At 35.8% G+C, this 14,416-nt stretch carries 16 protein-coding genes and 1 tRNA gene; 4 read left to right on the top strand and 13 right to left on the bottom strand.

The window, feature by feature from the left end:
* Window positions 1–18 precede the first annotated feature (18 nt).
* Window positions 19–276: a glutaredoxin family protein gene (locus TY11_RS03090; protein ID WP_042142738.1), complete on the bottom strand. Its 258-nt coding sequence runs from the start codon at window positions 274–276 to the stop codon at window positions 19–21.
* A 715-nt stretch (window positions 277–991) separates the two neighbouring features.
* Between TY11_RS03090 and TY11_RS20345 the strand changes: the two genes are divergently transcribed.
* From TY11_RS20345 to TY11_RS03080, 3 genes are all read left to right on the top strand, one after another.
* The gene (locus TY11_RS20345) at window positions 992–1,135 is read left to right on the top strand and encodes a hypothetical protein (RefSeq protein ID WP_155982655.1); all 144 of its coding nucleotides are present in this window, start codon (window positions 992–994) and stop codon (window positions 1,133–1,135) included.
* Window positions 1,136–1,158: 23 nt separating this feature from the next.
* The gene (locus TY11_RS03085) at window positions 1,159–1,326 is read left to right on the top strand and encodes a YhjD family protein (protein WP_155982654.1); all 168 of its coding nucleotides are present in this window, start codon (window positions 1,159–1,161) and stop codon (window positions 1,324–1,326) included.
* 386 nt (window positions 1,327–1,712) lie between these two features.
* Complete coding sequence (locus TY11_RS03080) at window positions 1,713–2,210, top strand: DinB family protein (protein WP_042142734.1); 498 nt, start codon at window positions 1,713–1,715, stop codon at window positions 2,208–2,210.
* Window positions 2,211–2,494: 284 nt separating this feature from the next.
* Here TY11_RS03080 and TY11_RS03075 read toward each other — a convergent pair whose 3' ends face one another.
* Window positions 2,495–2,746: a hypothetical protein gene (locus TY11_RS03075; protein WP_042142732.1), complete on the bottom strand. Its 252-nt coding sequence runs from the start codon at window positions 2,744–2,746 to the stop codon at window positions 2,495–2,497.
* A gap of 376 nt (window positions 2,747–3,122) precedes the next feature.
* A tRNA-Arg gene (locus TY11_RS03070) sits at window positions 3,123–3,198 on the bottom strand.
* A gap of 258 nt (window positions 3,199–3,456) precedes the next feature.
* On the opposite strand from TY11_RS03070, the gene clpP reads away from it, so the two are divergent.
* Window positions 3,457–4,044 (top strand): ATP-dependent Clp endopeptidase proteolytic subunit ClpP, encoded by a 588-nt coding sequence (gene clpP / locus TY11_RS03065; protein WP_042142730.1) that lies wholly within the window; start codon window positions 3,457–3,459, stop codon window positions 4,042–4,044.
* Window positions 4,045–4,477: 433 nt separating this feature from the next.
* Here the strand turns inward: clpP and TY11_RS03060 are convergent, their stop codons facing one another.
* The 10 genes from TY11_RS03060 to TY11_RS03015 all read right to left on the bottom strand — a co-directional run bounded on the left by TY11_RS03060 (window position 4,478) and on the right by TY11_RS03015 (window position 14,393).
* Window positions 4,478–4,732, bottom strand: coding sequence for an HPr family phosphocarrier protein (locus TY11_RS03060; RefSeq protein WP_042142727.1), 255 nt, complete (start codon window positions 4,730–4,732; stop codon window positions 4,478–4,480).
* Window positions 4,733–4,899: 167 nt separating this feature from the next.
* Window positions 4,900–5,847, bottom strand: coding sequence for a DNA-binding protein WhiA (gene whiA / locus TY11_RS03055; protein ID WP_042142725.1), 948 nt, complete (start codon window positions 5,845–5,847; stop codon window positions 4,900–4,902).
* A gap of 21 nt (window positions 5,848–5,868) precedes the next feature.
* A complete protein-coding gene (locus tag TY11_RS03050; protein WP_042142722.1) occupies window positions 5,869–6,828 on the bottom strand; it encodes a gluconeogenesis factor YvcK family protein in 960 nt (319 codons plus the stop codon).
* 3 nt (window positions 6,829–6,831) lie between these two features.
* The gene (gene rapZ, locus TY11_RS03045) at window positions 6,832–7,689 is read right to left on the bottom strand and encodes an RNase adapter RapZ (RefSeq protein ID WP_042143091.1); all 858 of its coding nucleotides are present in this window, start codon (window positions 7,687–7,689) and stop codon (window positions 6,832–6,834) included.
* A gap of 507 nt (window positions 7,690–8,196) precedes the next feature.
* Window positions 8,197–9,147: a thioredoxin-disulfide reductase gene (gene trxB / locus TY11_RS03040; protein WP_042142721.1), complete on the bottom strand. Its 951-nt coding sequence runs from the start codon at window positions 9,145–9,147 to the stop codon at window positions 8,197–8,199.
* 80 nt (window positions 9,148–9,227) lie between these two features.
* Window positions 9,228–10,238, bottom strand: coding sequence for a tetratricopeptide repeat protein (locus tag TY11_RS03035; RefSeq protein ID WP_042142718.1), 1,011 nt, complete (start codon window positions 10,236–10,238; stop codon window positions 9,228–9,230).
* Window positions 10,239–10,397: 159 nt separating this feature from the next.
* A complete protein-coding gene (locus tag TY11_RS03030; protein ID WP_042142717.1) occupies window positions 10,398–12,059 on the bottom strand; it encodes a glycerol-3-phosphate dehydrogenase/oxidase in 1,662 nt (553 codons plus the stop codon).
* 239 nt (window positions 12,060–12,298) lie between these two features.
* Complete coding sequence (locus tag TY11_RS03025; protein WP_042142715.1) at window positions 12,299–12,820, bottom strand: acyltransferase; 522 nt, start codon at window positions 12,818–12,820, stop codon at window positions 12,299–12,301.
* Between the two features lie 3 nt (window positions 12,821–12,823).
* Complete coding sequence (ppaX, locus tag TY11_RS03020) at window positions 12,824–13,459, bottom strand: pyrophosphatase PpaX (protein ID WP_042142713.1); 636 nt, start codon at window positions 13,457–13,459, stop codon at window positions 12,824–12,826.
* Complete coding sequence (locus TY11_RS03015) at window positions 13,434–14,393, bottom strand: nucleoside recognition domain-containing protein (RefSeq protein WP_042142711.1); 960 nt, start codon at window positions 14,391–14,393, stop codon at window positions 13,434–13,436. The genes ppaX and TY11_RS03015 overlap by 26 nt, the downstream gene beginning before the upstream one ends.
* Window positions 14,394–14,416: the final 23 nt, after the last annotated feature.

The following is a 14,416-nucleotide window of genomic DNA, read 5'->3' as shown; positions in this document are numbered from 1 at the left end:
TATACAAATAAATTGATTTTATTTTTTTCGAGAAGATAGATTCTCTTTTAGAGTTCTTTCCATTGTAAAGTAATCCACATGTTCACAATCCAACTGGATTCCTTTAACTTCAACCACTGGAATAAGTAGATGATACTTCTCAAGCCAATCATCATTCGTGTATATATCGCGTTTCTCGATTTCAAATTCGTAGTCCTGTTGGAACATTTCTAGTAGTGCTTCAGCATCATCACATAAGGAACAGATTTCTTTTGTGTAAAAAACTACTTTTTCCATTTGTTTGTCACCTTCTTTATGTTGAACTCGATTATAGTATAAGGGATGGTTTTGTCGGGAGCAATTTTTTGTATTCTTTTAACTTAGAGGTTTATATATCTTGCTTTTCTAAGGGGGAATGAGATGGGTATTAATTACTCTGTAACTACTTCATCGTTCTCTTCAAGGAAATGAGACTACATTGTTTAAGAAAAAGGGATTAGTGAGAAACTGCTTTGTTACCGTTTGATATAATGTTATGTCATTTGATCCGTATATCCGTAGGCAAAATAAAAATTCCAGCAAAATAAGCTAGGCTTAGACGCGCCCAGAGGGATTCGAACCCCCGACAAACCTGGTACCGGAAACCAATTAAGCGCATTTTACTACGTTTTAAACATTTTTAACTTTTACTTTTAATCTATTAGTCTTCTATTAAATGTTAGTTCTTTTCTTTATGATAGAAATTTCGTTAGAATTCTTGAAAGAAGTTCTATGAAAATATTGTAACTAAAAAGCCATTAGTTGAAAAGGATAGACAAAATAAATAATGAACTTTCTCCATTATTAGAGTGGAGATTTTTTTGGTCATATATCAATGATTTCCAGAAACATTCCAAAATGGGGATATAAGCTCGTATAAATTCACTAATTCCGGAAACAGAAAACACTAATTTCTAGCAGGGTTAATGCTTGCAGATATCGAAATTTTAAATCGATAAAAAGGAAGGTTATAATGAATTCAATTAAGAAAGATACAAGGGAAGGAAAAATAATTGTAGATCCAAAAGGATACGGCAGAGAGTTAAGTGGTCTGAATACTTATCATGTAGAAGAGAAAGCTCTGGACAATATTGTAGCAAATGCCCTTAAACGATAGGAAAAATAATGGATGTTCTAATTATGAAGTACATTGCCATTCCAATGGCAATAACAGTTTTCAAACCGGATAAAGAGCGATTTAAAGAATTTCAACTTAGGAATTTGTATCAGGATATGATTTATTCGATTATCGAACGAATGCACCAAGACTATTTCAAAATTAAAACTGAAATGATATTAAAAGAATAGAAAAGAAAAAGTATGAAATTAATAAAGAAATTGTGGAATATACTTCTGAGGATTTGAAAAGTTTCACTCAACAAGTTATGAGTGAGTATTTTTTTGGGGATAAAGCTAGAGAATTCGAGATTAATGATAGGATTTGGAAACCAGAAGATAAAAAAGCGAATTATTTTATGATCCGCTTTTTTATCTTCTGGTTTCTTTTCAGTTCATAAAATACATCTTCCTCCAGGTATGATGGTAAAGAGTCATTGTGTACTTCAAAAAAAATAAAAGAAAGGTTGTTGTTTTTAAAGCGAATATAATTTCAACAAAATAGGAACATATGTTTTGTTATGGTATAGTTTTATGTTATACTATTATTAATTAACATAGTATAGGGGGAATAAATAATGAGCGAAGAAACAAACATAATTAGTGATTTTGGTAAATATTCTTCTTGGTTAAACACAATAGAGGATATGAGTGAAGCATTATGGACAAAACCAATTGCCAAAGGTAAATGGTCTGTAAGTGAAATAATTTCCCATATTATAAATTGGGATAATCACCTTTTATCCGAAGTAATCCCAGCAGTAAGGAATGAAAAGGGAATGGAGTTTCCCGACTTTGATACCCATAATAAAAAAGCATCTGATTACGCAAAATCAGGTATATCACAGTCAAAACTACTTAAAGAAGCAATAGATACAAGAGAACTACTAGTTAAAATACTTAACGAAATACCTACCGAAAAATTAAACAAACCATTAACTGCAAACGGTGTAACTCATTGTCCACATACTGGAACGCCTTATTCACTGATATATATTATTAATGAGTTTACAGACCACGATAACCACCATAAAGGACAAGTTATACAATTCCTAAAGGAAAACAACTTGGAGTAATTTCAAGTTGTTTTTTTGTGCACTTCTTAACATCTTAACAGTTGTATGAATAGATTTTTGACACGTTAATTTCCCATCCCTTCCTGCTGCCATCCTACGTAATTAAGAAGGAAAAAGCTTGGACTAGATTCGTATTCACTAGATTCATTTTATTAAATCTTCAAAAACTAATAGATTAATAAATCGTTAAATGAACTGGTGCAACGTATTTCACGCCTTCCTCGCTACCAACCAAGATAACGGATTGCTTTCTTTTATGACATAATAAAAGCACTTAACTTTTTCTAGTCAAGTGCTTGATAATTTAATCCTGATATGTTCCTAATTTCATATTCGTGGACTGAAAATTCCCCACCTGTGTTAAAATGATCAGTAGGCTTCAATGTTCTAACGTAGATATAAGCCCCACCATAATTGTCATCATCATCTGGTTCATTATCGAGTTCTGACGTGTAATTCAAAACACGTACTTGCAATTCCGTATCATCAGTACAAATGATTTTTATGTCTTTTCCAACTATATCTGATAACTTCACTATCTAATCCCTCCCTTTGAATGGTACAACATGCGTCCTCTTCTTCGAATGATGTCCCAATCCTTGTGGAATATGTGGATTAATGTTGTTAAAACCAGATGGCTTCAAGTAATTAAATTAGGTCTTGTAAGTCCTGGTATTTCTGCTTTTTCTACCAAACTCCAGGATTTGGAAATTAGAAAATGAATAAACTAGAACATCATCACATCGAATCTTTTTTAGATGAACATAAGTTCCAGAAAACTTTTTTTCCATCAATCATAAATAATTTTTTAAAAAAATTTTGGAATTCGAAGGTTAGAATTTGGTTAGAATTCCATAAAAATAGCAAGGGAATGAGCATCACTCAAACCCTTACTACAATTAGTTTAAAGGACGCGCCCAGAGGGATTCGAACCCCCGACAAACCTGGTACCGGAAACCAGTGCTCTATCCAACTGAGCTATGGGCGCATATTAAGTTAAGACTGTAAATAATCGACACATACGCTATTATACCCCCTGAATACTCAATAAACAAGTATTTTTAGTTGAAAAGGTTTATATCTGTAGACTGTCGGGCATGATGGAGAGTGTGATTTTTACTACATATACGGGCTCGTAATTTTGTCGAACGTTTTTGTTTGACCTTCATTGACCATTGGTATATGATGAAAATATCCAAAGTTTGGATAATTAGTTTTAGAAATAAATCTTTAAGGAGGAATTTCCATGAATTTAATACCTACAGTTATTGAACAAACAAACCGTGGTGAACGCGCATATGATATTTATTCTAGACTTTTAAAAGACAGAATTATTATGTTAGGAAGTGCAATTGACGATAACGTTGCAAACTCAATCGTTGCACAGTTACTTTTCCTAGAAGCAGAAGATCCTGGAAAAGATATTTCCCTATACATTAACTCCCCAGGTGGTTCCATTACTGCTGGGATGGCAATTTACGACACAATGAATTTCATTAAATCAGATGTTTCCACTATTTGTACAGGGATGGCGGCATCTATGGGAGCATTCCTTTTAGCTGCTGGTGAAAAAGGAAAGCGTTATGCGTTACCTAACAGTGAAGTAATGATCCACCAACCTTTAGGTGGAACACAAGGTCAAGCTACAGACATTGAAATTCACGCAAAACGAATCATCCAAATGAGAGAGAGCATAAACAAGATTCTATCTGAACGAACTGGTCAACCAATCGATGTAATTGACCGTGATACTGAGCGTGATAACTTCATGTCAGCTGCTGGTGCAGTAGAATATGGTTTAATCGACAAAATATTAGAGCGCAAACCAGATTAATGTTAGCAATAGAGGGTGGATCCTTTGGATTCACCCTCTTTTCGTATGGCTATTTTCTAATAGATTGTTGTTAATTACACAATTTGTATAAACTGTGCGGTAATACTTATCTTTGGATAGTCTAAACTACCGCTTATAGAGAATACACCGCTTTTACTTCCAGCACAGGGGCGAGTAAGCGCAGTCCCAAGGAAAGCTTCGGCAGCATTAACATCGCACGAAGAAAATCGTTTTTTATTTTCGAGGAAGCTCACCAGCCGTCCGTGGAAAGCGGAGTTTATTTCCGTAGCGGGTATGATGCTCAATCCAGAATCCTTAGTTACCGTACAGTTTCTATCAAAGGCAAAAAATAGCAATCAATGTTACGAAAACTTAAGGTATTTAATTCCAATTTATTCCAATGTTATCTTTTTCACATAATCTATTATATAAATTATTTATTGCTAACAAATGAAACCAAATGGTTCATAGCTATATTTTCGTCAGACCCATCTGCTATTAGTTTAATAGATTCGCCAGTAGTAATTGCCAAGCTCATTAGCCCCATAATACTTTTTGCATTTACTCGTTTTCCCTCTTTTTCTAAAAACAAATGTGCTGCATAGCGGTTAGCTTCCTGAACAAATTGCGCAGCAGGCCTAGCCTGTAAACCTGTCTCAAGCTCAACTGTAACAACTCTCTCAACCATTTCCTCTTCATCCTCCCCTAAAGTAAGCGTTAACAATTCATTCTAATTTTAAAAAAAGTATTACAGAGGCGCATCTTTCTATTTGCGCTCCATTAATAATACTTATTAAATAAAAAAATATTCATGATAGTTAATTATATCATGAATATTTTAAATAACAATTGAAGTTAAGGTAAATTTTCACCTAATTTAATTTTTTCTGCAAACTCATCAATTTTCTTTAATCTGTGGTTTATTCCGGATTTGGAGATTTGTCCACTCGATACAAGTTCACCTAGTTCTTTCAGGGAAACATCCTCGTGCTGTACTCTAAGTATTGCTACTTCACGTAGCTTTTCCGGTAACGCTTCTAGTCCAACGGTTCTTTCAATTAATTTTATGTTTTCAATCTGACGAATAGCAGCTCCAATTGTTTTATTTAGATTAGCTGTTTCACAGTTTACCAGACGGTTAACAGAGTTACGCATATCACGGACAATTCGGACATCTTCAAATTTAAACAGTGCGATGTTTGCTCCAATTACACTCAAAAATTCTGTGATCTTTTCTGCCTCTTTAATATAAACAATATATCCCTTTTTCCTGTCCAATACTCTTGCACGTAAACCAAAGGAATTTAGAAGATTACATAATGCCTCATTATGCTCTTCACTTGTATTTGAAATTTCTAGATGGTAGGAAGAGGTTTCCGGATTATTAACAGAACCACCCGCAAGAAATGCGCCTCGTAAGTATGCTCTCTTACAACAATCTTTCTCTAGGTATTGATCCGAAATTTCACGTACAAATGTATAGGAATCCTTCATAATCCCGAGCTCAGTTAACATTTCATGTACATCTTCCTTTAAACGGACAATATACACATTATTTTTCTTAAGCTTCATCTTCTTCCGAACCAGTAATTCAACTGGTATCGAAGAAAAGCTTGCTTTTATTAACATATAAATACGTCTTGCAATTGCTGCATTTTCTGTCTGCACATCTAAGGTGTATCTGAATTGAGATACAGAAACTGTACCATTCATTCGAATTAAGGCAGTCAATTCTGCATTAGCACAACAAGTTTCAATTTCTGCAGATGTTAACTCCTTTTTAATCTCAGAAGCAAAGGACATATTTTCCCCCTCCTTCACCTTTTATTTTTGTATCAATGAAAATAAAAGCTTAGCGATTTTATTGGTATCGTGACGAATCATTGTTCTGGAATCGTCAATGATGTCGCCCTCAATAATTTCTAAGCCCAACTCCAATAATTTGTCCGTATCATAGACAACTGGTGTTGCATTCTCATATGCATAAACATCCTGAATTTCAGGGTCAATTTTTTTATTATTAACTACGACAGCATCAATCACCTCTTGGCCGACGTGATTAATAATTGCTTGTACATGATCACTCGCAGTGAAACCAGTTGTTTCACCGTTTTGCGTCATCACATTGCAAACATAAACGATTTTTGCTTCCGCCTGGCGTAAGGCTTCATCAATATGCGGAATAATCAGGTTGGGCATGATGCTCGTAAACAAACTACCTGGTGAGATGACAATTAAATCTGCTTTTTCAATAGCTCTAATTGCATTAGGTAATGGTGTAACATCTTCAGGGTCTAAAAATACCCGTTTAATTTGTTTACCTTGGAGCGGAATATTAGATTCTCCTCGTACAATCGTACCGTCTACCATTTCTGCACAAAGTGAAATATTCTCATTAGAAATGGGATATATTTTCCCCTTTACATTTAGGACTCTGGAAATCTCCTTTATCCCCGTATAAAAGTCTCCGGTAATGGAAGTCATGGCTGCTAAAAGCAAGTTCCCCATCGAGTGGCCAGATAAATCATTTCCATCCGCAAAACGATGCTGAAACAATTGTACAAGCATTGGTTCAACTTCCGATAATGCGGCAATTACATTTCGAATATCTCCTGGTGCAGGAATGGCCATATCTTGTCTAATTCTCCCTGTACTCCCACCATCATCTGCAACAGTAACTAATGCTGTTAATTTAATTGGTAAATTTTTGAGGCCACGCAATAGAACTGGCATACCAGTTCCCCCACCAATAACCACAATCCTTGGAAGATTCTGTTCTGTCATCTGTTAATGGCCCTTTCTTTTATTTATGTCACGATGTGTCACATGTGTTATATAGTTTCCAGCTAATTTCCTAGCAAAATACTCTGCCAATGCAACGGAACGATGCTGCCCTCCCGTACATCCTATTCCAACAACAAGCTGTGATTTACCTTCCTTCTTATATTGAGGAAGCATGAACTGTAATAAATCTAACACTTTTTCCTGGAACTTTTGCGTTTCTGACCATTTGAATACATAGGAGGAAACATCCGGGTTCAATCCTGTTAAAGGCTGTAAATGGGCAACATAATGTGGATTTGGTAAAAATCGTACGTCAAATACTAAATCTGCATCAATCGGGATTCCATACTTAAAGCCAAAAGAAACCATATTTACAGAGAATATTTCTTGTGTTTCTTCAGAGTAAAACTTCAGAATCTTCTCTCGTAATTCACGTGGCTTCAAATTCGAAGTATCAATTATTTTATTAGCGCGTCCACGCATTTCATCTAAGATTTTTCTTTCTTGTTTAATTCCTTTTAGAGGTAAGTCACCGATTGCTAATGGATGAGATCTTCTTGTTTCTTTATATCTCGTTACAAGCTTTTCATTATTGGCATCCAGGAATAAAATATGTTCATCTAACCATTCCTCTTCACCTAGTAAGTCAAGTGCCTCAAATAAGGAGTCAAAAAATTCTCGCCCACGAAGATCCATGACGAGTGCCACCTTGTGTATATTATTAGTTGAATCTCGCATTAGTTCAAGGAACTTAGGCAGTAAAGCAGGTGGTAAATTATCAACGCAATAATACCCTAAATCCTCAAAGCTTTGGATTGCAACAGTTTTACCTGCGCCAGACATTCCCGTAATAATAACCATCTTTGTCTCTTGTTCTATATTTGCCAATCGAATCACCTCTTACGTTCTAAAGAATCTATTATACCACGAACTACATCTCGTAAGATAGTTTTGTATACAATACTATATCTATTATACATGTAAGGCATTTAATGCTACAAGAAAATGATTATTTTTCCTTTTGTTTGATGTAATCAAGAACGAAGGGGCCATATGGAGGATTAAACCGAAGCTTTACAGGAAGTTTACTGTAAAACTCGAGTATGTGCCTGGTATTTGTGCGCATGTGACTAATTCCTTTTATGTACACGGTTATTTAGTACATGCAACCAAACCTACCGCGCATGTACCTTATTCCTATTTACATATCCCAAAGCATGAACAAAAAAATGCGCAGATCCTAGGATCTGCGCCAATAACTAATCTATCTATTAAAAAGGGGGTCAATTAGTTAAGTTCATTGTACCTTATTAATGTTTCGTGCGTGTTACAACAAGGTTAAGATGTTTTTACTTTATCAAATTTATCTTAATTTGTTGCTTTGGTTTTATCTTTCAGTTCTTCTAAATATGCTTGTGCTGCTTCGGCGGCAATGGCTCCGTCACCAGTTGCAGTTACAATTTGTCTTAGTTTTTTATCGCGGATATCTCCCGCAGCAAATATTCCTGGTACAGCTGTTTCCATGTTTGCATTGGTTTCAATATAACCCTCGTCATTCGTGATACCAAGAGACTGGAATGGTTCACTTAATGGTACCATGCCAATATAGACAAATACACCATCAGCTGGTTTTTCATATTCTTCACCAGTGTTTACATCTTTTAATGTTACACTACTTACTTTACCTTCTGGGCCATTGATTTTTTCAACAGTTGTGTCCCAGATAAAATCAACTTTTTCATTATCAAATGCCCGTTCTTGAAGGATTTTTTGAGCACGTAATTCATCACGACGGTGAACAATCGTTACCTTGCTTGCAAATTTAGTGAGGTAAACTCCCTCTTCCACAGCAGAGTCTCCACCACCTATTACGATTAGCTCTCTTTCCTTAAAGAAAGCACCATCACATACTGCACAATAAGAAACCCCACGTCCACCTAGTTCTTCTTCACCAGGTATACCTAGCTTCTTATATTGTGCTCCTGTTGATATTATAATCGTTCTAGCTTTATATTCCTTTGATCCGGCCTTGATTAATTTATAGTCGCCATGATCCTCAACACCCTTTATATCACCATAAGCATACGTCGCACCAAATTTTTTTGCATGGTCAAACATTTTATTAGATAAATCCGGCCCAAGAATATGATCATAGCCCGGATAGTTCTCTACATCTTCTGTATTCGCCATTTGTCCACCTGGAATACCACGTTCAATCATTAACGTATCAAGATTAGCACGAGAGGCATAAACAGCTGCTGTCATTCCAGCAGGTCCAGCACCTGCAATTATCACATCATAAATTTTTTCTTCGGACATTAAAAGCGCCCCTTTCTGTGTCAATTAGTACTTTCTACTTAAAGGGTATAAGATTTATGAAATTCCGTCTAATTATCTGCTTACTCTTTCCATGGTCCCTGTTCATCTGATAAATTGGGATGACGACGGCAACCTTCTTCCCATAAACTTAATGCTTTAGAAGGCTCACCTAAACGATAAGCCGTCATACTAAACCAACGATAATAGGAAATATGACTTTTTACGATTGCTTTATCAAGCATTCGAAATCGTGGATATGCTTCTTTTAAGAAGCCAGTCCTTGCTAATGTCACCGCAACACGTAGCTTTTGTTGTTCATGGATTGGATATATATTTAGTAATGCTCTTATATGAGTTTCATATTCTTTTGTAGCATTTGTCTCATAATAAAACACAGCCAAATTAGTGTGGCTATATAAATTATTTGGGTCATCTTTTAACAATTCTAGCTCTTTTTCAATTGCTTCTTCTTGTCTCCCTGAAAAGAATAGCGCATAAGTATATTCATGATGAGCTATTTTATGGTCTGGGAATATTAAAATCATCTCTTCTAATAAAGCTAAAGCTTTATCCCACTCTTTATTTTCTAAATGATGAAAGACGGTTTCTTGATAAACAAGAAGTTCATCCTCTTCTTCAAGCTCCCAATCTTCACCATCGAAATCATCATCTATTTCAATTAAATCCAACAATGTTTTAGCATCGTCACTAAAATCACCATCGGGTTCTTTATCAAGATAAGAAACGGCAAACTTTTTCGCATCATTTAACAGTCCCAAATGGGCATAATTATTGGCAAGTAAATAATAACAATCTACATATTGATCGCCAGTTGCTTGCAATACATTCGTTAATATTTGATTTGCTTTATGAAAAGCACCTGTTTCGGTATAGATGATTGACATTTGACATTGATATAACGGGTTATCTGGTGCCGTATCAACAGCCTTTGTTAACCACTTTAATGCAATATCAAACTTTCTTTTCCGAAAAGCTTCAACACCTTTCGCAAAATAAAAATCACCTGTAGGGATAAAAGGGATAACATTATTAGATTTTGTTGTGTTTTCCTTCTTTTCTACTGGTTGCATGCATATCCCCCTATTTTTTCACATATCGAAACAAAGTATACCATAATTAAATCGAGAATTATACACCTTATTCATACATCAATATTAATAAATGGACAAAGGTCTGCTTCAAGGAAATAATTGCATTTCCAAAAGCAGACCCCTGATAACGAATAGATTTTATTCTGTTGGCATTACTGCTTCATCTAACAATGTTTCTAATTCGACAGTATAGCTTAACTTTTGTTGTTCATTCCAATTTAATTTCTTTTGTAGATAGGCTATTACCATGTCCTTTTGATACTTTACCAATTCAATATTAAAAAACAGTGCTCCAGTTCTTCTAACAAAGAAATCTGTCGGTTTATAAGCAAGTTCATGTTCCAATGCATAGTTTAATTGTGCAAATACAATGGGATCGATACTTTCAAGTACTGCTTCTTCTTTTCTAGTCATATACAATTCAAATACTTTATCAACATTAGAACCGTATCTTTGGATTAATTTCATTGCTTCCTTATGTTCTAACCCAATCATAACACCCTCTTTAGCTTTTTCCTTTTTAAATTGCTCAAAACCCTTTGAGCCACCAACATCTCCTCCCGAAATAGAAAGATACTTCGTTTCAGAATTAGAATAGAGTATACCCAGTTCATCTTTCAATTGATTAGTAACCGTATTTACAGCTTGCTCTGCCATTTTGCGGTATCCTGTCAATTTCCCTCCTGCCATGGAAATTAACCCTGAATTAGAAATGAAAATTTCATCCTTTCGAGAGATTTCTCCAGGTTTTTTTCCATCCTCGGCTATCAATGGCCGTAAGCCTGCCCAGCTCGATTCCAAATCGTCTGCAGTAATTTGAAGAGATGGAAACATGTAATTAATAGCGTCTATGATGTAGTCACGGTCCTTTGTTGTCATGGTTGGATGGGCAATGTCTCCATTATAAGTAGTGTCCGTTGTACCAACGTAGGTCTTATCATCCCTTGGTATTGCAAAAATCATCCTTCCATCTGGTGTATCAAAGTAGATAGCTTGCTTTAATGGAATTATTTCCTGGGAAAACACTAGATGAACCCCCTTTGTTAAGTGAAGATGTTTTCCCTGCTTGGATCCATCCAATTCACGTAATTGATCAACAAACGGACCACAGGCATTAATGACTTTCTTTGCGTAGATTTCATGTTGCTTTCTATTCGTTTGATCCTTTACTATTGCACCGATAATTCTCCCACGATCACTATAGAGAAAGGAAATTACCTTTGTATGGTTAATGGCATGTGCACCTTTTTCCACAGCCCTTTTAATCACTTCTATAGTTAAACGTGCATCATCTGTTTTATATTCCACATAATATCCAGCCCCTTTAAGTCCTTCTTTTCGGATAAGGGGTTCCATCTGTAGGGCAACTTCCGGGGATAGCATTTTTCTTCGTTCATTACGCTTTACATCGGCTAAATAGTCATAAACTCGCAAACCGAAATTTGTTGTAAACGGTCCAAACGTCCCGCCTTTATGAAACGGTAATAGCATCCACTCAGGTGTTGTGACATGGGGGCCATTTTCATACACGATTGCCCTTTCCTTTCCGACTTCTGCTACCATTTTCACTTCAAATTGCTTTAAATATCGAAGTCCTCCATGAACCAGCTTCGTTGAACGGCTTGAGGTACCAGATGCGAAGTCTTGCATTTCTACCAATGCTACTTTCAATCCTCTTGACACAGCGTCTAATGCAATTCCAGTACCAGTAATCCCACCACCAATCACTAGCAAATCTAGTTCTTCTTCTTTCATTTTTCGAAGTATCTCTGCTCGTTTAAAACTAGAAAAATCCCCCATTTGTTGCAACCCCCTAAAATTTGTTTGTTATTATTAATACTATTTGTAAGTCCATGATATTTAGAATTAATTCTCTAAAAAAATTGGCTGGTGTCTAAACACCTCACTTACTATTACAATCTTTTTCAATGAAAAAACCACAAACGAACTAGAGAATGTGAACTGCACCCCAATTGTTAGACAAAATCTAACAATTGGGGTGCAGTTCAAAGACTCTAGCAGATCTGTGGTTTTTACATTTAATCTGAGATATTTAGCTGTTCTCTATTTTTCATTTCTTCTTTAGTGTAGATTATTTGCATTGGATTACCACCGACAAAGGAGCCAGCAGGGACATCTTTATGTACCAAAGTTCCAGCTGAAACTATTGCACCATCCCCAATGGTAACACCAGGTAGGATCGTACTATTGGCTCCAATTAAAACTTCGTCACCAATAATAACCTCACCAAGTCGATATTCCTTAATCAAGTATTCATGAGCTAAAATTGTCGTATTATAGCCAATGATCGAGTTGTTTCCAACCGTAATTTTTTCAGGGAACATCGTATCTGGCATTACCATTAATGCGAAAGCGGTTTTCTTTCCTATCTTCATGCGTAAGAAAACGCGATATAGCCAATTTTTCACACCAACGAAAGGAGTATATCTGGCAATTTGGATGATGATAAAATTTTTAACAACTTTCCAAAAGGAAACCGTTTTATATATTTGCCAAAGCGAGTTTGCATCTTTTACTGGATGCCGCTCCGTGTTCCTCATAATCTACACCCCAATGATTTCAAGTAAATCCTTCATATCATGTAACATATAGGTTGGATGATACCTACGTAAGAATTCTTCACCCTTTAGGGACCAGGCTACTCCGGCAGTTTTAACTCCTGCATTTTGTCCTGCCTCAATATCATGATGGTTATCCCCCACCATTAACGTTGTTTCTGGATCTGCCTGTATATTTTTCATGGCACTTAATACTGGCTCTGGATGTGGTTTCGGATTTGTTATATCATCGATTGCAATAATGGTATCAAAGTAATCATAAATACCTGTTAATTTCATTCCTCTTATTGCAGTCCCACGCATTTTCGTTGTTACGATTCCTATTTGAATGCCATGCATTTTCAATTTCTTTAATGTTTCTTTTACATTTGGGAATATCTTTACATAAGCATCATGATGCTCAAGGTTATGATCACGATAAGTCGTAATCATCGCCTCTGCTTTATCTAAATCAATTTTTTCAAAGGTTTCTTTTAATGGTGGCCCGTTGAAAGCAAGAATTTCATCATGCGTAAATTCAAGGCCAAATTGACTAAACGTATGATAGAAAGATTCGGTAATTAATTTGTTTGTATCAATCAATGTTCCGTCAAGATCAAATAGTATTGTATGAATGTTCATTGGTGATTTCCTTTCTTTTACGTTGTTCCTCTTTTTTCCATAGAAACGCAATAACCATTGTTAATAGGATAGCTGTAATTAAACGGATGATTAGCAATGGCCAAACGGGAATTCCTAATGGAATAAAAATAAACGTATCTTCAACAACAGCATGACAGGAAACAAGGAAAATTAACGCTAATGTCATATCTCGTTTTGAAACGCCATCTTCTTTAATGGCTTGAATCATTAATCCTGCCCCATAGGCAAGACCAACTGTAAGTCCTGCAACTAATGTCATCGAAGTGTTTTTCTCCATACCAAGAATCTTGGTTGCTGGTGCAAATCCATTAGAAAGTTTTGTTAGCCAGCCCTTTTCACGTAACAATTGCATGATTATCATTAATGGTATAACGATGGCTGCAAGTTGAATGACTGCAATGATTGCAGTTTGTATTCCATTAAGAGTAATCTCTCCCCAACTGGTAATAGTTGCCCCATCTTGTGAGATGAATCCGTACTGGGCCAATTCTCCCCCGCCATTCCAAACTAGATTGATTATACTAGCAGCTATTAGAGCAAGCCCAATACGAACACCAACAATGATCCACCATTTGACTCCAACCTTTGATGCAACAGCAGATTCAATAAATAAATTATGAGAGAAAGAAAGCATGATTGCCATTATAAAGACTTCTTTCACTGTAAAATCAAACGAAATAATGGCTCCGATACCGGCATATAAATTCAAAACATTTCCTAACACAATAGGTACAGCCGCTTCTCCAGACAAACCGATTAGTCCCATTAATGGACTGAGTTTTTCAATAATCCAAGGTAACACGGGAGTATATTGAAGAATCGTAACAATTAATGTGATCGGAAAAATCACTTTTCCTAATGTCCAGGTTGTTTGAAGTCCCTGCCTCAAACCGCGTGTAAAAATACCAGACATGTATCGTTTCCCTCTTTTCAACT

The organism is Paucisalibacillus algeriensis (assembly GCF_000577245.1).
Classification (GTDB): domain Bacteria; phylum Bacillota; class Bacilli; order Bacillales; family Amphibacillaceae; genus Ornithinibacillus.
Note: the sequence above shows the minus strand (reverse complement) of the source record. Positions and strands in the feature narration are given on the sequence as shown.